Genomic DNA, 20,000 nt, shown 5'->3' with positions numbered 1-20,000 from the left:
TTTTTCTTTGCTTATGTTCATTGATCTCACTTTTATTTGCCAACTTTGGCTGCAAGTGCATCACAGAAGGCTTTCCCGTACGGCGGAAGGTCCGGTGGACGACGAGCCGAGATGATGTGTCCGTCAATGACAACCGCTTCATCCTTCCAGATTGCTCCTGCGTTTTCCATGTCATCCCGAATACCTGGTGTAGATGTAACGGTCACTCCATCCAGAATTTTAGCAGAGATCAGCACCCAGCCTGCATGGCAGATTTGTCCGATTGGCTTGTGATCTGCGTGCATTTCCTTCACGAGATCCAGCACTTTGGGGTAACGCCGCAATTGGTCTGGAGCCCAGCCGCCTGGGACTAGAATTCCGTCATAATCGGAGCTACTGAGTTCATCGAAGCTGTATTCAGCTACAGCAGGAACCCCATATTTTCCGATATATGTTTTTCCTTTTTGCTTTCCTGCCAGATGTACTTCGGCTCCTTCTTCGCGCACACGATGCACCGGATACCACAGCTCCAGATCCTCAAATTCCTCATCAACGAGTGCAATGACTTTTTGCCCTGTTAGTCTCATATGTCAGTTCTCCTTCTAAAAGTGAATTTGGCAGATCATGACTTATATTGTATCAGATTCGTTGTGTAGCTTCATGCAAACACATTACTCTTCTGGATGAAGCCTTTTCCAATTAGCAGCAGTCTGCATTCGACAGCCTTCATCTGGCCAAAGTGGTAATTTGTACAACCTTTAGTTTACAGCAGGATTTAGGCGGAAATAGGTCGAATGGTACATATATAGAGTAGAGAACGAATGAGGTGATCAGTTGTGCGCAAGTCGTGCAGATGTGGCCATGTTATGGAATTGGAATTAAGAACCGTCGTATATGCCAAAAAGGTAGAGATTCGGAACGTACCTGTCTTTGCTTGTACAGACTGTGTATCATATGAAGTACTTCCGCCAGTGAAACCAGATCTGACAGAATGCATCAACAAACTGGGTGAACAGCCGTCGAAGCAACATGTGTCATTTGGAGAACAGAATGAACTAGCTGACTTGTTTCATGAGCAGCTTCTGGCAAGCCCGGATGCAACGGATCAGGAGATGGAATCTCAAATGAAAGAAGCTGTGGAAGAGCGAATCGATTTACTACTGGATATTATGGGCTACGCACATAAAGCTGGGGATAAGGATTGGATTGAAGATACTGAACGCAGACTTGGCCAGCTATCCGGTTTTGTGTGGCAGGCACATTTCTCAAATGCCGTCTAGTTTTGCAATGAAAAATGCGTGTTTTCATGAAAATTGGATTTTTTACTCACTTTTTGTTAAGATATCGAGGAGTGAAAACGCTCAACATGGCGGTATTGCTGATTGAAGGGGGATGTATAACGAATGGCTGACATGACTAGAATGACAAGTATTGAACAGCTAAACTCCGCAGTGCAGGCGACGGAGGATCAACCCTTGCTTCTGTTCAAGCATAGCACACGCTGTCCGATCAGTGCGCATGCTTATCAGGAGATGAATGATTATTTGCATAACTCTCCGAATGAACATATTAAATATGGCATCATCTACGTAGTTGAAGACCGCCCGGTATCTAACGAAGCGGCTGAAAGATTAGGTGTTAAGCACGAATCTCCTCAGGTTATTCTGGTACAAAAAGGAATGCCGACTTGGCACACTTCTCATACAGATATTACCAGATATACACTTGCTAACACTTTATGTGAGTCCTAAAGCCTATTTTAATTGATTAATGCAATAATTTGTCGTAATATAAACCTTAATGAAAATGGAATGAAAATTTACTGGTAATGGAGCGAAGTACTGTGACGGTAACCATTTATGATGTGGCACGTGAAGCCGGAGTCTCTATGGCAACGGTATCACGGGTAGTTAACAATAACCCTAATGTCAAACCGCAGACGCGGAAAAAAGTATATGAAGCAATTGAGCGGCTCGGATATCGTCCGAATGCGGTGGCCCGGGGGCTAGCAAGCAAGAAGACAACAACGGTTGGAGTTGTTATTCCGGATATTTCTAACTCTACCTTTGCGGAGATTGCCCGTGGAATCGAAGACATCGCGAATATGTATCACTACAATATTATTTTGTGTAATGCGGACAAGAAGAAGGAAAAAGAAATTCGCGTTATCAACACGTTGTTGGAAAAACAAGTCGACGGATTGCTTTTCATGGGCGGAACGGTAACAGATGAGCACATTCAAGCGTTTCAATCTGCTGCAGTACCTATCGTATTGTGTGCAACGAGTGACGAGAAGGGCACATTCCCTTCCGTTGATATTGACCATGAAGCAGCTGCATTTGATGCCGTAAGTACGCTCATTCGCCACGGTCATAGAGAAATTGCAATGATCAGTGGTACACTGCAAGACCCAGCGAACGGATTTGCACGTTTCCAAGGTTACAAGAAAGCACTGGAAGCGGCAGGCATCGAATATCAGGAGGATCTGGTACGCATCGGTAACTATCGTTATGAATCCGGTGTGGAAGCGATGAAATATTTCCTTGGACTCAAGAAAAAACCGACAGCGATCTTTGCTGCAACGGATGAAATGGCCATTGGTGCGATCCATAGTATTCAGGATGATGGACTGAAAGTACCGGATGATTTCTCGATCATAAGCGTGGATAACATCCGTATGGCTTCTATGGTACGTCCGCAGTTAACGACAGTTGCCCAGCCAATGTATGACCTGGGTGCGGTAGCAATGCGTTTGCTAACCAAGCTGATGAAGAAGGAAAATGTGGAGAATCCGAGAGTGATTTTGCCACATGAAACGATTCTTCGTCTGTCTGTAAGCCACGTGGGTTAATCTGTTTATTTACTGAAGTGAATCAATAGAAAGGGAGAAGGTATTCTCTCTACATAGAGTGTCGTTGTGCAGAAGCTCCGGAAACGGGGCTTTTGTGCTGAAAACGGCATTTGTAATACTCTGATATCTTCACATACGCGAATCATAGACAGGGAGGATACAACAACAATGCTTGAAACGATAGGGATTATGGGTGCCATGGATGAGGAAGTTGAGCTTTTGCTTCAAGGGATGAAACATCACGAAACGGTGAAACAGACGGGAATTACGTATGTCGCTGGTGAGTGGCTTGGTAAGCAGATTGTGGTATGCAAGTCAGGTGTGGGGAAAGTGAATGCAGCGGTTACTACACAGATTCTGATTGATCGTTTTCAAGTGAATCGGGTGATCTTCACAGGTGTAGCCGGAGCCGTTCATCCAGAGCTGAACATTGGTGATATGGTCATCTCTTCGGTATGTGTACAGCATGACATGGACGTAACGCCACTGGGATTCGAGCGAGGGGTGATACCCTACCAGGAGACTTCAGCATTCCCGGCGGAGCCTTCATTGATTTCGCTGGCTGAACAGGCCTGTAAGGCGCAAGGGGCTCAATACCGAATTGGCAAGGTGTTGTCTGGTGATCAGTTTATTGCGAGCAAAGAGACTGTAAACATGCTCTACACGGAGATGGACGGAGCATGTGCCGAGATGGAGGGGGCAGCAGTTGCACAAGTATGTTACATGAATCGTGTGCCCTTCGTCGTGCTGCGCAGTATGTCCGACAAGGCTGATGGCTCCGCACATGTGAATTTTGCCGAATTCACCGTGCAGTCTTCACAGCGTTCCCACCGCATCGTTGAGTATATGCTTGAACATATGTGAACGGAACAATGGAACCAACAGACAGATAACCAATAAAACCGCCTCTCAGATCTACTCCATTAACATGGAGAGCGTTCTGCAAGGCGGTTTTTTATTATGTATTCAATTCACACCGTTTCCTTTAGTACATAAACCGATGACGGAAGCGGACACGATCAAACTGTTCCTCCGAGGTTATGGGTACTCGACTGCCGATCCGAACCATAAGGCAATTCGCAGGATGGGAGCAGATTTCGGGATCATCTGTGGCATACCAAGTCATGTCAATGTTTTGCATGAGCCTTTCCATCATTTTACGATAGTCCCATACGGACAGTCCGCTTCCCTTCAAGTCCCAGTGCCAATAATACTCCGTTGTGAAAATAATATAGTTCTCCATATACTTATCTTCCATTGCGGTAAGAAGCATTTCCCGGCCTACACCGAGCGAGCGGTATTCGTCTGCGACTTCGATAGCTCCAAGCTCAATGAGGTCTGTCATGTTGCCTTCGGACCAGCGTTCACATTCATCTGCATAATGGAAAGTGACATATCCGATGATTACCCCATTTTCGTGGGCAATAATAATTCGTCCTTCTGGCAAGCTGGCAATCTCGGCAAGGGCTTCTTGTTGCTCTGCTGGGCGCCGAAATGCATCCAGATCGGGGTGAAATGCCAGTCCCATGATCTGTTCCCCGGGCACAGGTCCCTCAACCGTAATTCGGTGATCGGACTTGAAGATGGAACGCATGTGATGCTCCTTGATATGCTCCATGGTTCATACTCCTTTCTCCCCCTACTTATAGCAAAAAATCGAAAAGTTGAAAAGCCATAGACGATGTTTGATCCAATTTGTTATAATTGCGTTGACAAAAAATGTTCACAATTCAACACCGTTTGAGTGCATTGTTTGAGTCAGGCAAGTACATGATGAGAAGTTCTCTCTACTAATGTAAGCGCTAACTGGAAGTTCAGTCAACAATTAAAGGCAATACGAATGACCCTGAAGGGAATCGAAATGTCGAGTTGAAGGAGGCTGGCAAGCATGAGTCAAGCACATAATGAGATGCTGCAAACGGTGGTGTCTGAATCGAATCTGGGCGATTACACGGAAGCAAGAAGCCAGTTCGATTGGGAAATGGTAGAAAGGCACTTTACGTGGCACGCCAGCGGGAAAGTGAATATGGCACATGAAGCGATTGATCGTCATGTCCTGGAAGGCAGAGGGGGGAAGACGGCATTGCTGTACAGCGATGCTTCCCGCGAAGAAGCCTATACTTTCGCAGATCTGAGCGAGCAATCTAACCGTTTCGGCAATGTTTTGCGTAAATACGGCGTAGTCAAGGGAGACCGCGTTTTTATTTTTATGCCACGAAGTCCTGAGCTGTATTTCAGTTTGCTCGGTATTCTGAAAGTGGGTGCGGTAGCTGGTCCTTTATTTGAGGCCTTTATGGAAACAGCAGTGAAGGATCGGCTGGAAGACAGTGGAGCTGTGGCATTGGTAACAACACCAGAGCTGCTGGGACGCATCAAACGTTCCGAATTGCCGGATTTGAAGCATATTTTTGTCGTTGGCGGTGGTCCACAGTCTGAAGCGGGGCTTATTGATTTTGAGGCGGAGATGACTGCAGCGTCGGATGATATGGAAGTCGAATGGCTGACGCGGGAAGATGGGCTACTGATTCACTATACCTCGGGGTCTACAGGGAAACCGAAAGGTGTATACCATGTTCAGAATGCAATGATTCAGCATTATTATACAGGCAAGGTTGTACTTGATCTGCGGGAAAATGACGTTTATTGGTGCACCGCTGATCCTGGTTGGGTAACCGGTACTTCATATGGTATCTTTGCTCCTTGGCTTAACGGGGTAACCAATGTGATCCGTGGCGGTCGTTTCAGCCCACAAGACTGGTATAGTACGATTGAGAAAAATAAGGTAAGTGTATGGTATAGTGCACCGACAGCGTTCCGGATGCTGATGGGCGCAGGGGATGAAACGATTGCGCAGCATGATCTGAGCAGCTTGCGTCATGTCATGTCAGTAGGCGAACCTCTCAACCCGGAAGTGGTTCGTTGGGGATGGAAGGCCTATGGTCAGCGGATTCACGATACGTGGTGGATGACCGAGACGGGAGCGCAGTTAATCTGTAACTATCCAGGTATGCCGATTAAACCAGGTTCGATGGGGCGTCCGTTACCAGGGATAGAAGCAGCAATTATTGATGATCGTGGGCAAGAGCTTCCGCCTTACAGCATGGGTAATTTGGCTATTCGCACACCTTGGCCGTCCATGATGGCGAAAATTTGGAACAATCCAGCCAAGTATGAGGAATACTTCAGACTGCCTGGCTGGTATGTATCTGGAGACTCAGCATATATGGACGAAGATGGATACTTCTGGTTTCAAGGACGCATTGATGATGTCATTAACTCATCTGGTGAGCGGATTGGGCCGTTTGAAGTGGAGAGCAAGCTGGTCGAGCATCCAGCGATTGCTGAGGCTGGGGTAATAGGTAAACCGGATGTGACACGGGGAGAGATCATTAAAGCTTTTGTCGCGCTTCGTGAGGGGTATGAGGCAACGCCGGAGCTGAAGGAAGAGATCTATCGATTTGTAAAAGAGGGCTTGTCTGCTCATGCAGCACCACGTGAGATTGAATTTAAGGAGAAATTGCCTAAAACTCGCTCAGGTAAAATCATGCGCCGTGTGTTGAAGGCGTGGGAGCTTGATCTGCCAACAGGTGACTTATCTACGATTGAGGACTAAGTAATGAACACAGTTACGAGGTCAGGTTTTAGAGCTAAAATACGCAATATAACCGGTGTTCCTCACCTCACATATGAAAAGCCGCATGTCCGTTGTAATGCACGGACATGCGGCTTTTTTTGTTGTTCATATTGCTTGCGACTGTACCTGATTAAGGCTGATATTGTATCGCTACAGATGGTGCGGATTCCCCACTGCTATTGCTAGCCGATACTTTAAACCAGCCACTGGTTGAAGCTGGTACACCATAGTCCAAACTTGTACCTGATGTCGTTCCGATTTGGGTGAAAGGTCCAGACCCTGTCTCGCTGTAGAAGACAGTATAGCTCTGCACATTATCTGCTTCCGGGTTAGAGGACCATTGGATCCGGAGACCTTGAGAAAGTGCAGAAACACTGACCTGCTGTGGTGTACTTGGAGGGGCTGCGGGTGGAGTATCACTCGCTGTCTCTTCAGGTGTCACCACGGTACCAGGGACGTTTATCGGTTCATTGATATCCGTCTCAGGTGGTGTAATACCTTTACTGCTCACAATCGCACTCGGCGCAGATTCTTTGCCTGCAACGTCTACGGCAGTAACATAAAATTTAAAGTTGCCGCTTAGGGTTGCGTAGGCGGAGAAAGATCTGTTCTCACCTGACAGTACCACTTGACCTTGATTCTGGAAGCCTCCATCGTTAACGGAACGATATAGGCGATATCCGACAACGTCATTTTCAGGTGTGCCATTAAACGTGATCGATGCACGCTCTCCTGAAATCGATAGGCGCACATTGCTAGGCGCATCAGGTGCTTTGCCATTATCGGTGCGCGGATCAATCTGAGTAGGGAGATCAGCGCCCGCATCCTCTGGCAGGTAGTATGCAAGTGATTCATGTCGGCTCATCCGTTTGAACGCATTTTGCAGCTCCTTAATGAGATCCGAAATAGGCTTTTTACGCTTGACAACGGTTTTTTCCTTCAACATATCCGCAGGTGTTTCATCACGCGGAATGTAGTTTACACCATTGTACGTAATATATTTGGTTTTAGCGACAGCATCATCGCTTTCCTTAGGAATAAACTTGCTATTGAAGATGTCCGTCACAAATTTATCGGTCAGGGATGTTGGAAGCTTGCCGCTATAAGCTGATACAGTTCGCGTTTCAATGCCTGAAGGTTTTTTGAATGAGTCTGTGACGAAGAGATCTTTCTTTGTCTCTATCACTTCATTCATAATTTTGGCCCAGAGCACTTGAGCGCGTTTGCGCTGCGTTCTGTTTTCCAGTGTATTCACCGGCTGCTTGTAACCAACCCATACCCCCAGTGTGACATCTGGTGTGTATCCTTCAAACCAGACATCGGCATAGTTTTGGGTCGAACCCGTTTTGCCAACAATCGGCACACTGGAACGATACTTGTAGTTTTCTCGTACTTTATCAGCTGTACCCTCGGATATAACCGTGCGCAACATGTCGGTCATGAGATAAGCTGTTTGCTCTGAGAAAGCCCGTACGGGTTCACTTTCGTGTTTATATACGATATTCCCTTGGGAATCCACAATTTTGCTAATCATATAGGAATCGTGGTATACCCCTTTATTCGCAATTGCACCATATGCACTTGTTAGTTCTTCCACCGTTACACCATATTGGAGTCCGCCAAGAACACCAGTCTGTGCTTGATAATCCTGTTTCTGAATTGTGGTGATTCCAAGCTTCTTCGAGAAAGTCCAGGCTTTTTCGATTCCGACTTCCTCATTAAATAGCTTCAGGGCCGGTATGTTCAGGGAGTAATTAAAAGCTCTGCGAGCGGTTACCAATCCCTGGTAGCGGTTGTTTGCGTTTTTGGCAATATGGTACCCATTAGGGCCGTCTTTCAAAATGATGGGTGCATCATCAATGATCGAGGCTGGCTGAACAAGCCCTTCTTCCAGAGCAGGCAGGTAAGCCGCAATGGTTTTCATTGTTGAACCAGGCTGACGAATCATCTGCGTTGCATAGTTCATCTGCTCATCTTGGAAGCTTCGGCCTTCAATCATGCCGAGGATTGCCCCGGTCTTGTGATTGATGAGGATTGCAGCTGTCTGTTCTTTTCCTTTGACAGGATCGTCTGCAGAGAAATTGCTGTTGTCCTCAGCGATGTTACGCATCGTTTTGTAGATGTCTTTGTTAATTGTCGTATAGATGCGATATCCACCTGTACGAAGCTGAGTCTGAGCTTCCTCAAGCAGTGCACTGTTTTCTTTTTGAGATAACTGGGCATCTGTGTCTTTGTCTGCCGCTTTTGATTTGTCCGCACTCAGTTGCTTCATAATAATTTGTGCCGCTTGTCGTTCCGTTTCCATCATAAGGTATGGATAAGTGTTATAAGCTTTAATGGTTTTGGGAGCGAGCGAGCTTTTGATATCAAAGGCAAGAGCTTCGTCATAATCAGATTGTGAAATCTTGCCGAGTTCAAGCATACGGCTAAGGACAAGATGCTGACGATTAATGGCACGATTAAAATTCTCCTCTACAAAATCGCCTTTACCATTAAAGGCGGAGTAGGAGGAGGGCAACTGCGGTAAGCCGGCCAGATAGGCTGCTTGAGCAATGTTAAGCTTTTCGAGATCATTAATATTAAACAGACCTTTGGCAGCAGCTTTGATTCCATAAACATTGTAACCGCTAGAACCATTGCCGAAAGGTACCTTATTCAGATAGGCAGTCATGATCTCGTCTTTCGTTAGAAAACGTTCCAGTCGAAGGGATAGTAAAATTTCCTTCACTTTACGATCTTCCGTACGATCAAGATTCAGAAAGACACGTCTTGCTAATTGTTGCGTAAGTGTACTTCCGCCTGTCTGCACGGATTCATTTAGTACTTTCTGTTTTACCGCGCGGAGTGTTCCGCTCATGTCTACACCTTTATGTTCGTAAAAATGATTGTCTTCAATCGAAATAACAGCATCAATAACCTTTTGTGGAATCTGGTCAAAGGTGACCGGACGCCGATCTTCTTCTGTACGCAGTTGACCAATCGGACTGCCGTCAGAAAAGTAAGCAAAGCCTGTGATGGAGTTTTCGCTGACTTTTTGTTCAATCAGGGCCCTGGAACGAATAGGTTCGTCTTTGACGATGGAACTGACGTAACCCATGAGAGCTCCGCCTACGAACAATATGCCCATTACTCCAAGCACTACCATCCATTTGACGAAACTGCCCAGTCTGCGGGCAAAGCTGCGTTTGCGGACAGGCTGTTCTTCAGGCTTTTTCTTAGTAACATCAACCATTCAGTGTCTTCCTCCTTTTAACAGCATTAATTATAGCATAAAAAGACCTGTTTGCATGCCTGAGAAATACAAGGTTTGGTCGAAATTTGCCAATCTGGGATGGATTGTGATATATAGCATGTGGAATCGGAGGACTTTCCATGAGTTGAAAAATAAAGAAAAATGCCTCTGCGACGTGAAGCGAACCAGCCTAATGAGGGCGAATGTGAAATGGAATTTCTTACATCACTCTCGAATCACGCTCTGAACCATGGCATCCGTTCTGTTCTGATGAAGATATTGGGAATAGGTAGGCATTCTAGTCGTAAGAGGGATTGGATTTCCGTGAGGAGGGAAAAGTAAAAAAAACAACTGCCGAGAAATTCTCGAACAGTTGTCTTTTTGTTGTAATGTAACGATTAACGGTTGTAGAACTCGACGATTTGTTTTTCATCGATGTCTTGGGACAATTCTGCACGCTCAGGCAAGCGAATGAATTTACCTTCTACAGCTGCTTCGTTATATTCAACGTATGCTGGAAGATGCGAACGGTTTTCCAGAGCTTCCTTCACGGAAGTCAGACCGCGGCTTTTTTCACGCAAGCCGATAATATCGCCAGTGCTTACTTGGTAAGAAGCGATATCAACTTTTTTGCCGTTTACAGTTACGTGACCGTGTGCTACCAATTGACGCGCTCCAGCGCGGGAGTTAGCAAAGCCAAGGCGGTAAACGAGGTTGTCAAGGCGGCACTCAAGCAAGAACATGAAGTTCTCACCGGCAATACCTTGCATTTTTTGCGCTTTGGAGAACAATGTGCGGAATTGTTTTTCACCCAAACCGTACATGTGGCGCAATTTTTGTTTTTCTTGCAACTGCATACCGTAGTTGCTCATTTTTCTGCGTTGGTTAGCTCCGTGCTGACCTGGAGGGAAAGGACGTTTCAATTCTTTGCCTGTTCCGCTCAGGGAAATGCCGAGGCGACGGCTTAATTTAAATTTAGGACCAGTGTAACGTGCCATGTTTAAAGTAGCTCCTTTTTAGTTAAAGTTCATATAGGGCTCTGTTTGCGCTCCAATTTGTTGATGCGGGCTTGGCCTCGCATAGAACGATCAGGAAAGTTCAGCCGCTGTCCTGAAAGCAACAAAAAGAATGAGGGTGACACAACCGGTAACGCCCAAATTTAAAGACCGTTTAGTAGTCTTTATCAACAACTTATTTTACATCTTGAAAAGGTTGAAGTCAAGTATTACATAAAGAAAGAAAAAAGTCTAAATTTGTCGATAGGTCATTAGGCCCAAAAAGATGGGACGATTTTCTGGAATATGGATGAAAAAAAGCTTCAAACAGAGTAAAATAGATGGTATCTTAACTTTGAACAATCAAATGCATCAAGCTTTCGCGATAGTTTTGCAGTTTTGCGATAATCAATGCAGTTTAATGCATCCTGTCAGGATGCATAAACGGTGCAAAGGAGCGCCTGACATGTTGGAACATCTAAGAAGTTTACCAGCTATCCTGAATTCGCGAAGTGCGGGCGATTCCACATCGTTTACAGTGCTTCCATCTCATGACGAACATGTGTTGTGGATGCAAAAGATGGATATAACCCCTTTTGACTTCTCATATTTAAGTAGTTTGTTAGCACAAGCGTATAACGATTGGATGAACCATAAAGTATCAGACAACTCTGGAGTTGTATACAGTGTGTGGAATTTAGAAGGCATGGTTGTAGAAGGACAACATACAAATTCGGATATCAATGTACGTTCGATGGTTTTGGGGTGTGCTGATAAGGGAAAGACATTGTCAATAAACGGTAATAGCGCAAATGGAGATTATGTGTTAATTGCTGAGCCTTTGTTTTCCAGAATAAATAGAGATATGTTTGCTGTGTTCGTTGCTGTAGCTATGAAAGATAGCCGCTCCGAAATGTCAGAAGCTGTGGTTCGATCTGAGGCATTGCATTACCGCACCTGCTTTTACCGAAGATTTGAATACATATTCATGACGGACTTGTTGCATGTGCATGAACAAACAGCTAGAGAAGAGCATCGGAGATCTATTCTGTTGCAGATCGTACAGCGAATGCATGACAAGATGGATGTGGGGACAATATTGGAGGAAGTATTTGTAAGTATAGATTATCTCTACCCGTCTACAGATATTACGCTATATATGTCTCAGGATCAGCAAAACTCTAATCCGAGGATCAAACCCCTCCTTCTACAGGAACGTGGAGAAGATATTTGTGTCCGTTCTTTTATGGAAGGCAAGTTAATTGTTTCCCGATCTGAAGCTCTGGATAGACGAATTATTGAAGTGGGTTTGCCACTGAAGGGTAAGCAAGGAATCTATGGTGTATTTCATATCGAAATGAATGAGGAATTGATTGAAGATTCGGATCTGCAGCTGATTGCCATGATGACGGACACCGCGGGGACAGCTTTTGAAAATGCGAAACTTCATGAACAATCCCAAATGCTGATTCAGGAATTACGTGTGATCAATGATCTGACACAGCGTCTGAATAGAAGTTTGCAACTAATGGAGATTTATGAGTTTTCCGCGGAGGAGCTCAAAAACATATTTCAAGCTGAGTATTGCAGCATATTACAGTTGAATGATAGTACGAATCGATTTGAGGTGATGTCTACGAATGTGAGAGAAATACGTCACCGAACTTATCCAGTGGACTCGGGGATTGCGGGTTATATGTATCAGACAGAAGAACCTTTGATTATATCTGACTACACACAGTTTGATAAGGTGACCTCCAGTTTTATGGAAATGACCGGAGCAATGTCTTTAATCGCTTCCCCGGTTCGAGTCGATGGGCAGGTGAAAAGTGTTATTTTGCTTGCGCACGAGAGAGAGCACTTCTTCTCATATGAAAATTACAGGCTCTTACAGATGTTATCTATCCACATTAGCCTTGCTCTTACGAATGCAACGTTGCACGCCGAGGTGAGGCGATTAGCGAATCTGGATATGTTGACCGGCTTGTATATAAGACATTACTTAGATAGCATTATTCATGAGCATCAATCCCATGATCACTGTGGTTCACTGATTGTAGTGGATATAGATCAGTTTAAACAGGTGAATGATACCTTTGGTCATCAGACAGGAGATCAGGTATTGAAACAGGTAAGTGACATTGTTACAAGTTCGGTCCGATCGGAGGACATCTGTGCGAGATGGGGAGGAGAAGAACTTGCTATTTATTTGCCGCAGCTTGGAATTCACCAGGCCCTTCTCTATGCTGAGCAGATCCGAACTAGAGTTGAGGCAGAGACCCGTCCATCCGTTACCGTATCAAGTGGCATTGCTGAGTGGAACTGGATGGATGAGAAAGTTAGTGTAGAGTCCCTGTTTTATCGAGCTGATATGGCGTTGTATCGTGCGAAAAACGGAGGGCGAAATCGAATTGTTATAGAGGATCAGGAAGTTACACGTTAAGAGAGAATCGTCCCGTTATGGGAATGAGTTCTCTCTTTTTATTTTTGGAGAAAGTTCAATAAGGTTGAAAATTCAAATCAAGATCATTCCAAGATCTTAAAACAATCAAGTATAAGTGTATATTGTGGGGGCAATCTATGGAGAAAATGACTGAGAGGTGGAATAGATATGCTGACCCGCCTGTACATGTTTCCTTTATCGTTCGTGCTGTGTTTCGTGCTTGTTACGGTTCCAGGCTGCGGGATGCTCAAGCATGATCGAACGCCGGAAGAAGTGTTTTCTTTGGCGTTATCCGGCATAGCAGGGAAAGAGGCTTTGATGTTTGAGGGGCAAGTAGGATTAAGACGTGAGAATAATGGGATGTTTGAGAACCAATTCAAATTCGAAGGCAAACTGGAGGATCATGATCGGCTGACATTACAGACTCGGTTACCAGGTGCCGTGACCGCAGTGAGCTCAGGAGTCAATAAGAATGCGGTGAACAATCAGGGTCAACCCAGCGGCTTCAGTGCGACTTATGAACGGAAGCAAGGACAGTGGTCTGCTTTAACGCCGCAGCATGAGCCTTTGCGTGGATCGTTATCCCGTTTTAATCCGATTGACCAACTAGAGAAGATCGACAGTATGAAAAAAACGATTCAAGCGGAATATGGATCGGGTCGCCAAACAAGAATACTACGGATTGAGATAGCTCCGGAGGAAGCGAAGAATTGGGCTGCTAGCCAGCTGTCAGACGAGATGAATGCCATTCGGGCAGAATATCAGAACAAAGCGAATCGTGTGAAGGGTGCGAACAAGGAGAAGCTGGAGCAAGAACTTTATAAGGTTTGGCAGCAGGGGGAGGATACGATGCAGCAGCTCATTCAAAAGGCTCAGGTGCAAACGGTGTATCATCTTACGGTAGATCGAAAAACCAGTTTGCCAATGCGTCTCTCTTCTGAGAGTCAGGTGAAGTACACAGATAATAATAGTCAAAGTAAGGTTGAAGCTTTGGTAACCGATGTGAATTTTAAATCATATCAATAAATAAAACCTGTGACTGCCTGCTGACGGGATGCCTGGTGCGTGCTACAATAGTAACGTAATTTACCGTTGTTCAATTCATGAATGGCAGACGACAGGAGGATTTATCGAATGAAGGACCCGAGAATTCAGAAACTTGCAGCTAACCTGGTAGGTTATTCTGTTGATGTACAGCCCGGCGAAAATGTATTGGTTGAAATGATTGGATCAGAGCGCGACTTGCTCAATGCCATAATCGAAGAAGTAGGCAAAAAAGGCGGCAACGTTTTTGTTCAGTTGACGGATCGAACTGTGCAACGTGCGATGTTGCGAAATGCCACTGAAGCAATGATGAAAACGTGGGCAGAAATTGATCTAAATCGTATGAAACAAATGCAATGTTACATCGGTATTCGTGCCGGAGAGAATGTGAATGATCTATCCGATGTACCGGAAGATAAGATGAAGCTATACAACGCTCTATACTCCCATCCGGTACATAGCGAACAGCGAGTTAAACATACAAAATGGGTTGTGCTCCGTTATCCTAACGCAAGCATGGCGCAGCTAGCGAATACCAGCACAGAAGCATTTGAAGATTTTTACTTCGACGTATGTAATCTGGATTATGCGAAAATGGACAAAGCGCAAGATTCACTCGCGAATCTCATGAAACGCACAGACAAAGTGCGAATTACAGGACCCGGCACGGATCTGAGCTTCTCCATCAAAGATATCGGTGCAGAGAAGTGTTCAGGGCAGAAGAACATCCCGGATGGCGAAGTATACAGCGCACCTGTGCGCAATTCCGTTAACGGAACGATTAGTTATAACACACCAACGCTGTATAACGGAATTACGTTCGAGAATATCAAATTCACATTCAAGGATGGCAAAATTGTTGAGGCATCCAGTAATGATACGAAACGTCTGAATGAAATTTTGGACTCAGACGAAGGTGCGCGTCATATTGGTGAGTTCGCAATTGGTTTCAATCCACATATTCTGCACCCCATGAAAGATATTCTTTTTGATGAAAAAATAGCGGGTAGCCTTCACTTTACGCCAGGTCAGGCATATGAAGAAACAGATAACGGAAACCGCTCATCCATTCACTGGGATCTCGTATTGATTCAGCGTCCAGATTACGGTGGCGGAGAGATTTATTTCGATGACGTGCTGATTCGTAAAGATGGTATCTTTGTCATTCCTGAGCTGGAATGTCTGAATCCTGACCAGTTGAAATAGGAACTGGATTTTGCAGTTGCTAGGAAAGCGGATTCACGGTATCATGTAGTGGTAATTAATAGATGATACCAAAAGTGAAAAGACGGAGGGATTCCTATGTCGAGTAATAACGCGGCTGTAGTGGAAATTGCTCAAACAGCAGGCAAGTTTACTTCTTCAATCGTGCTTCATTCAGAGAACAAGTATATCGATGTGAAAAGTATTTTGGGTTTGTTTACAACGCTGATCAGTACGCACAGTTATGAACTGCATGTTCATGGCCCAGATGCTGATGAAGCGAAGGCAGCGATGTCTGAAGTTTTTGCAAAGCATGGTCTGAATGTAAGCATCGCATCTGAATAACAGTGTCAGAACACCTCTGCCGTACGGCAGGGGTGTTTTTAATAGTAGCAGGGTATAACGTGATTTCCATACAAATTAAAAATGAAGAATAGGCTGTAGCAGAGCGTGTGGCTGATATGGTTAATTTGGTCAGGTTCTTGTATTAGCTCTGCATTTCGTCTAATATTAGAGGTAGAACGTCTTTACGCGATTTTTGGGACATAGGGGGGAAATGATGCATGACTTCATCTGATCTGCAGGACCAGCTGAACCTGAAAGCGATCAGTCTTCTTCAAGAAGATGCAGATAAAATACAGAAGCTTATTGAAGTACAGATGGAGAATCTGGCTACCCGCTACTGCCCTCTCTATGAGGAAGTATTGGATACACAGATGTATGGGTTCTCCAAGGAAGTTGATTTTGCTGTCCGTGCGGGACTCCTTCCAGAAGGTACAGGTAAGCAGATGGTTAGTGCGCTTGAGCGGAATTTGGCGATTTTATATGAGGCCTTGAACAAAAAGAATCAGCAATAGCCTGCGATCGCGCGGGTCAGAATAGAAGGCATGCAGATTTCCGTTTGCATGCTTTTTTTGTGTGAACATTGCGTGGGGAGTATAACAGAAACGATGTTAGGTGAGAGTTTATTCATTTCATTGTGGGAACTAACTAAAAGACTATACCCATGAAAAAAAAAGCTGCGCTAAATGAATTACCGCAGCTGCCCGTTGATTCAAATTATATTGGTATGCAAACCGAGCATAGCTTAACGTTCTGTTTTTTATACGAGGAAGAAAGAGACGCCCAAAATAACATAAACAACAAGCAGGAGCAAACCTTCGTACCAGTTGGTGGAACCGTCCTGTGTAATCGATTTGGCGATGAATACGGAAACGCCGATAGCGACCAGCTCAATAGTCGTAAATACGATATCCATTGTACGGCCGGTAAAATAACTGACAAAGACCAGCACGGGTGCAACAAACAGAGCAATCTGCAAACTGCTGCCAACAGCGATTTCTACCGCAGCCCCGATTTTGTTTTTCATTGCAAGCATAATGGCGGCGCTGTGTTCTGCTGCATTTCCAATAATGGCAACAAGGAATGCACCAACGAACAACTCACTCAGACCGAACTCGGACGTGAATACTTCAAGTGTACCGACAAGCCATTCACTGACAAAAGCAACCATGACTGTGGCGATCACGAGATAGAGAATCGACTTTTTCTTCGACCATGCCGGTGCATGCTCATGGGGCAACTCTTCGTCCTCATCATCGGTCACATCCGCAAGGTAGCTCTTATGTGTGACCATCGAGAATATCAACCAGGCGATATAAGCTGCAATTAGCAATCCTGCTACAATCAGGCTAAGTGTGTTTGTATCACGTTGTGTAATCGAGTGGGTGTTCAAGAATACGGCCGGAATGAACAAGGCAATGATCGCTACAATCATTAGAGAACCATTCAGCCCTGCCAGCGATACGTTGTAATTCTGGATTTTGAACTTCAGTCCTCCGGCAAAAATACTGAGCCCCAGTACGAGCAGTAAGTTACCGATGATCGATCCGGTCAGACTAGCTTTGACCATATCGAACAAGCCTTCTTTCACCAGAAATATGGCGATAATTAATTCGGCTGCATTACCAAACGTAGCATTTAAAAATCCACCCAGTCGTTGTCCTGCATAGTGTGCCACGTTCTCAGTGGCTTTGCCTAAAAAACCAGCCACAAAAATAACCGAAATGGCGGATATGATGAACTGCAGAATTGAATCCCACTTTAAATAATGGGCGATGGCACTAAGTGCAAAGAATGCAATCAGTAAAAAGGAAGAAATCCGCTTTCTCACAAAAACACCTCGGTTAACTATTTATTTTTGTTATGATATTCATGTTATATGTACCTATGCGATTAATTTCATATATCAATATAACCAAGTGAAGGTAGGTTGTAAACGCATCTTTTGCAGTTATATTTGCTTTTTGGGGTGGAAAGGATTTAAAATACGAGTAACGAAGTGAAGGAGGATGTGGCATGGCAGAACAACTTCAAATGGAGAGCGGAAACATCCGGATTGCCGATGACGTGGTTGCGAAAATTGCCGGAATGGCTGCAATGGAAACGCCTGGAATCGCTGCAATGTCTGGAGGTTTGTCAGAAGGCTGGGCGAAGCGTCTCAGCGGTAAAAACGTACAGAAGGGCGTAAGCGTTGAGGTCGGCCAGCTGGAAGCAGCCATTGATCTGCGCATCATCGTCCTGTACGAAACCCCGATTCATGAAGTTTCCCGTATGCTTCAGCAGAATGTAAGAGAAGCGGTAGAGACGATGACCGGACTACGTGTCGTTGAAGTGAATGTAAAGGTCGAAGGTGTATCCTTTAAAGGTGACGATCTATAAAGCTTCAGCTTCAGCGAGGGGGATATGAACCATTCGGTTCTCATTCCCAAAAATGAAAGAGACTCTGCATCAACTGATGCAAAGTCTCTTTTTTTTGTATGATTTTGTCGATTAAACAAATACCTATCGAACTCGGCGGATCGTATCTCGGGATCGAAGCGCAGGAGAAGTACGTGTGTGCACCGTCACCGACTTGGTTTTCTCTTCTTTGATAGCTTCCAGGTTGTTGGTGCGAGAAATACTTAATACAATCCCCATGGCAACCATCATGACAAAGAGTGAAGTTCCCCCATAACTGATAAACGGGAGCGTAACCCCCGTTACCGGGATCGTTTGAGTGACCCCTCCAATGTTGATGAAAGCCTGGATCGCAATCAGCCCCATAATACCTATACCTACAAGTGTTCCGAACGGATCCGGGCAGCGCAGTGAAACGATGATGCCTCGCCAGATGAAGTACAAGTATATGAGCAGAAACAGCGCACTGCCAAGGAAACCAAGTTCCTCTCCAATAACGGAAAAAATAAAGTCATTATAAGCATTAGGTAAATAATGTAGCTTCATGATGCCTTGTCCAATACCTGAACCTGTAATTCCTCCGTCGCCGATCGCAACAAGAGAACGATAAAGGTTGAGACTGTCACCATCGATGTCAGACATCGGGTTCAGAAAAGCTTGAATACGCCCGATTTTGTAGTTCTGCTCCGCTGTTCCCACCGTTGTTTGATCCAAATTTGTTGGTTCGGGTGACATGGATGAAAACAAGGCGTTGGCCCCAAAAGCAAGAGCCCCGCCCAGAACCACAAGAAGGATAGAACCCAGAATATGCTTCATACTGGCCCCACCGGCGTAGATCACAAGACCGCAGGTAGATACAAGAATAAAGCAAGTTCCGAAGTCCGGTTGCAACATGATTAGTCCTGCGATAAATCCAACGATGATCAACACCGGGAAATATCCCGTTCTGAAGTCGCGGAACCGTTCTCCTTTTTTGGTGATTAATGCAGCTAGATAAAGAATGATTGCAATCTTAGCAAATTCAGCGGGCTGCAGACTGAATCCAAACACGCGTATCCAGCTTCTTGCTCCGTTTAACACGGCACCAGTGATCAACACTAGTAAAAGAAGTGCGGTAGTGAATAGAAAAAAGGGTGCGTAAAGTTTTTTGTACTTGTTAAAACGGATATTCATGGCAAAGAACATGCCAACCAAACCGAATAGCGCCCATATTAGTTGTTTTTTCGTGAAGTAAAGGGCATCATTGTTAAATCTTTCGTTTGAGATTGCAATGCTGGAACTGGAGCTGAATACCATGACCAGTCCGAAGCCCACCAACAATAAAGTGAGGATTAGCAGTTGAAAATCCGGCGTGCCTCTCTTCGTTCTCGTCTGGGCCGTTTGTTGTTTCATGATATGGCCCGCCTAAGCTTCGAGCAGTTCTTTGAGCTGCTGCAATTTTTGGGTGGCCAGCTTCACGACTGGCTGCGGAACGGAAGAGTCGTAATCAAGTCCATGCGGGAAGGTAGCTTTGCCTAGATAAACTGCTTCAATAGCCAGAACCGTATCGGGTTTCTCTAGTTTGCCTTCTACCGCGCGCGTATTAATGCGTACAAAGTAGTCTGAGTTAGTTTGTTCATCTTCAATTTTGTAGTCATATGTAGCACGGTAATATTCCCATTGCCACCGGACAAATCCGACTTTCTCGGCGCTCTCATCCAGGTATGCCAAGTCGCTTTTCAAGCCATCCAAGCCTGTATTCTCAAAAATCATAAGCGTTTGATCCTCCTCATAAGCTTCCGAGTATAATTCTCGTATGTTTCTCTAGTTCATGATAGTATGTTTCACCTTCCCGTGCAAGCTTTCTAAAGGCCTTTCGTATCGGTTTTCATGCAATTCTG

18 protein-coding genes are annotated in these 20,000 nt (G+C 45.0%); 11 read left to right on the top strand and 7 right to left on the bottom strand.

The window, feature by feature from the left end; translation table 11 throughout:
• Nucleotides 1-32: 32 nt before the first annotated feature.
• Nucleotides 33-566 (bottom strand): type 1 glutamine amidotransferase domain-containing protein, encoded by a 534-nt coding sequence (locus PQG66_RS10105; protein WP_272037555.1) that lies wholly within the window; start codon nt 564-566, stop codon nt 33-35.
• Nucleotides 567-845: 279 nt separating this feature from the next.
• Here PQG66_RS10105 and PQG66_RS10100 point away from each other — a divergent pair, with 279 nt between their 5' ends.
• The 4 genes from PQG66_RS10100 to PQG66_RS10085 all read left to right on the top strand — a co-directional run bounded on the left by PQG66_RS10100 (nt 846) and on the right by PQG66_RS10085 (nt 3,694).
• Complete coding sequence (locus PQG66_RS10100) at nt 846-1,259, top strand: hypothetical protein (RefSeq protein ID WP_272037554.1); 414 nt, start codon at nt 846-848, stop codon at nt 1,257-1,259.
• Nucleotides 1,260-1,382: 123 nt separating this feature from the next.
• The gene (gene ytxJ, locus PQG66_RS10095; protein ID WP_272037553.1) at nt 1,383-1,730 is read left to right on the top strand and encodes a bacillithiol system redox-active protein YtxJ; all 348 of its coding nucleotides are present in this window, start codon (nt 1,383-1,385) and stop codon (nt 1,728-1,730) included.
• 92 nt (nt 1,731-1,822) lie between these two features.
• Nucleotides 1,823-2,830 carry a catabolite control protein A gene (gene ccpA, locus PQG66_RS10090; RefSeq protein ID WP_272037552.1) on the top strand — a complete coding sequence of 336 codons (1,008 nt, stop codon included), beginning with the start codon at nt 1,823-1,825 and terminating at the stop codon, nt 2,828-2,830.
• A gap of 168 nt (nt 2,831-2,998) precedes the next feature.
• Nucleotides 2,999-3,694: a 5'-methylthioadenosine/adenosylhomocysteine nucleosidase gene (locus tag PQG66_RS10085; RefSeq protein WP_272037551.1), complete on the top strand. Its 696-nt coding sequence runs from the start codon at nt 2,999-3,001 to the stop codon at nt 3,692-3,694.
• 121 nt (nt 3,695-3,815) lie between these two features.
• On the opposite strand, the gene PQG66_RS10080 is transcribed toward PQG66_RS10085, so the two are convergent.
• The gene (locus PQG66_RS10080) at nt 3,816-4,448 is read right to left on the bottom strand and encodes a GNAT family N-acetyltransferase (protein ID WP_272037550.1); all 633 of its coding nucleotides are present in this window, start codon (nt 4,446-4,448) and stop codon (nt 3,816-3,818) included.
• A gap of 270 nt (nt 4,449-4,718) precedes the next feature.
• On the opposite strand from PQG66_RS10080, the gene acsA reads away from it, so the two are divergent.
• On the top strand, nt 4,719-6,443 hold the full coding sequence (gene acsA, locus PQG66_RS10075) for an acetate--CoA ligase (RefSeq protein ID WP_272037549.1): 1,725 nt from the start codon (nt 4,719-4,721) through the stop codon (nt 6,441-6,443).
• A 151-nt stretch (nt 6,444-6,594) separates the two neighbouring features.
• Here the strand turns inward: acsA and PQG66_RS10070 are convergent, their stop codons facing one another.
• On the bottom strand, nt 6,595-9,696 hold the full coding sequence (locus tag PQG66_RS10070; RefSeq protein WP_272037548.1) for a transglycosylase domain-containing protein: 3,102 nt from the start codon (nt 9,694-9,696) through the stop codon (nt 6,595-6,597).
• Between the two features lie 398 nt (nt 9,697-10,094).
• Nucleotides 10,095-10,694 carry a 30S ribosomal protein S4 gene (rpsD, locus tag PQG66_RS10065; RefSeq protein ID WP_272037547.1) on the bottom strand — a complete coding sequence of 200 codons (600 nt, stop codon included), beginning with the start codon at nt 10,692-10,694 and terminating at the stop codon, nt 10,095-10,097.
• Nucleotides 10,695-11,157: 463 nt separating this feature from the next.
• Here rpsD and PQG66_RS10060 point away from each other — a divergent pair, with 463 nt between their 5' ends.
• The 5 genes from PQG66_RS10060 to PQG66_RS10040 all read left to right on the top strand — a co-directional run bounded on the left by PQG66_RS10060 (nt 11,158) and on the right by PQG66_RS10040 (nt 16,238).
• Nucleotides 11,158-13,134 carry a sensor domain-containing diguanylate cyclase gene (locus tag PQG66_RS10060; RefSeq protein WP_272037546.1) on the top strand — a complete coding sequence of 659 codons (1,977 nt, stop codon included), beginning with the start codon at nt 11,158-11,160 and terminating at the stop codon, nt 13,132-13,134.
• A 168-nt stretch (nt 13,135-13,302) separates the two neighbouring features.
• The gene (locus tag PQG66_RS10055) at nt 13,303-14,160 is read left to right on the top strand and encodes a hypothetical protein (protein WP_272037545.1); all 858 of its coding nucleotides are present in this window, start codon (nt 13,303-13,305) and stop codon (nt 14,158-14,160) included.
• A gap of 108 nt (nt 14,161-14,268) precedes the next feature.
• Nucleotides 14,269-15,384: an aminopeptidase gene (locus PQG66_RS10050; protein WP_272037544.1), complete on the top strand. Its 1,116-nt coding sequence runs from the start codon at nt 14,269-14,271 to the stop codon at nt 15,382-15,384.
• A gap of 96 nt (nt 15,385-15,480) precedes the next feature.
• Nucleotides 15,481-15,726 (top strand): HPr family phosphocarrier protein, encoded by a 246-nt coding sequence (locus PQG66_RS10045; protein WP_095290222.1) that lies wholly within the window; start codon nt 15,481-15,483, stop codon nt 15,724-15,726.
• Between the two features lie 218 nt (nt 15,727-15,944).
• The gene (locus PQG66_RS10040) at nt 15,945-16,238 is read left to right on the top strand and encodes a YlaN family protein (protein WP_272037543.1); all 294 of its coding nucleotides are present in this window, start codon (nt 15,945-15,947) and stop codon (nt 16,236-16,238) included.
• A 245-nt stretch (nt 16,239-16,483) separates the two neighbouring features.
• On the opposite strand, the gene cax is transcribed toward PQG66_RS10040, so the two are convergent.
• Nucleotides 16,484-17,554, bottom strand: a complete 1,071-nt coding sequence (gene cax, locus PQG66_RS10035; RefSeq protein ID WP_272037542.1) for a calcium/proton exchanger — start codon at nt 17,552-17,554, stop codon at nt 16,484-16,486.
• A 185-nt stretch (nt 17,555-17,739) separates the two neighbouring features.
• Here cax and PQG66_RS10030 point away from each other — a divergent pair, with 185 nt between their 5' ends.
• Nucleotides 17,740-18,102, top strand: coding sequence for an Asp23/Gls24 family envelope stress response protein (locus tag PQG66_RS10030; RefSeq protein ID WP_272037541.1), 363 nt, complete (start codon nt 17,740-17,742; stop codon nt 18,100-18,102).
• A 123-nt stretch (nt 18,103-18,225) separates the two neighbouring features.
• On the opposite strand, the gene ftsW is transcribed toward PQG66_RS10030, so the two are convergent.
• A complete protein-coding gene (gene ftsW / locus PQG66_RS10025) occupies nt 18,226-19,512 on the bottom strand; it encodes a putative lipid II flippase FtsW (protein ID WP_272037540.1) in 1,287 nt (428 codons plus the stop codon).
• Nucleotides 19,513-19,524: 12 nt separating this feature from the next.
• Nucleotides 19,525-19,872 carry a YugN family protein gene (locus PQG66_RS10020; protein ID WP_272037539.1) on the bottom strand — a complete coding sequence of 116 codons (348 nt, stop codon included), beginning with the start codon at nt 19,870-19,872 and terminating at the stop codon, nt 19,525-19,527.
• Nucleotides 19,873-20,000: the final 128 nt, after the last annotated feature.

Origin of the sequence: Paenibacillus sp. JJ-100 (assembly GCF_948329825.1) — a bacterium.
In the GTDB taxonomy this organism is placed as follows: Bacteria; Bacillota; Bacilli; order Paenibacillales; family Paenibacillaceae; genus Paenibacillus.
The sequence above is the reverse complement of the archived record's forward strand: the minus strand, read 5'-3'. Positions and strand labels throughout refer to the sequence as shown.

What these genes read in the sequence shown, in the direction of transcription:
- PQG66_RS10030 (WP_272037541.1), top strand. Translation starts at nt 17,740, where the DNA reads ATGGCAGAACAACTTCAAATGGAGAGCGGAAACATCCGGATTGCCGAT.
- PQG66_RS10085 (WP_272037551.1), top strand. Translation starts at nt 2,999, where the DNA reads ATGCTTGAAACGATAGGGATTATGGGTGCCATGGATGAGGAAGTTGAG.
- PQG66_RS10020 (WP_272037539.1), bottom strand. Translation starts at nt 19,872, where the DNA reads ATGATTTTTGAGAATACAGGCTTGGATGGCTTGAAAAGCGACTTGGCA.
- rpsD (WP_272037547.1), bottom strand. Translation starts at nt 10,694, where the DNA reads ATGGCACGTTACACTGGTCCTAAATTTAAATTAAGCCGTCGCCTCGGC.
- PQG66_RS10045 (WP_095290222.1), top strand. Translation starts at nt 15,481, where the DNA reads ATGTCGAGTAATAACGCGGCTGTAGTGGAAATTGCTCAAACAGCAGGC.
- PQG66_RS10070 (WP_272037548.1), bottom strand. Translation starts at nt 9,696, where the DNA reads ATGGTTGATGTTACTAAGAAAAAGCCTGAAGAACAGCCTGTCCGCAAA.
- PQG66_RS10040 (WP_272037543.1), top strand. Translation starts at nt 15,945, where the DNA reads ATGACTTCATCTGATCTGCAGGACCAGCTGAACCTGAAAGCGATCAGT.
- PQG66_RS10055 (WP_272037545.1), top strand. Translation starts at nt 13,303, where the DNA reads ATGCTGACCCGCCTGTACATGTTTCCTTTATCGTTCGTGCTGTGTTTC.
- PQG66_RS10080 (WP_272037550.1), bottom strand. Translation starts at nt 4,448, where the DNA reads ATGGAGCATATCAAGGAGCATCACATGCGTTCCATCTTCAAGTCCGAT.
- acsA (WP_272037549.1), top strand. Translation starts at nt 4,719, where the DNA reads ATGAGTCAAGCACATAATGAGATGCTGCAAACGGTGGTGTCTGAATCG.
- PQG66_RS10050 (WP_272037544.1), top strand. Translation starts at nt 14,269, where the DNA reads ATGAAGGACCCGAGAATTCAGAAACTTGCAGCTAACCTGGTAGGTTAT.
- PQG66_RS10100 (WP_272037554.1), top strand. Translation starts at nt 846, where the DNA reads ATGGAATTGGAATTAAGAACCGTCGTATATGCCAAAAAGGTAGAGATT.
- ytxJ (WP_272037553.1), top strand. Translation starts at nt 1,383, where the DNA reads ATGGCTGACATGACTAGAATGACAAGTATTGAACAGCTAAACTCCGCA.
- PQG66_RS10105 (WP_272037555.1), bottom strand. Translation starts at nt 566, where the DNA reads ATGAGACTAACAGGGCAAAAAGTCATTGCACTCGTTGATGAGGAATTT.
- ftsW (WP_272037540.1), bottom strand. Translation starts at nt 19,512, where the DNA reads ATGAAACAACAAACGGCCCAGACGAGAACGAAGAGAGGCACGCCGGAT.
- PQG66_RS10060 (WP_272037546.1), top strand. Translation starts at nt 11,158, where the DNA reads ATGTTGGAACATCTAAGAAGTTTACCAGCTATCCTGAATTCGCGAAGT.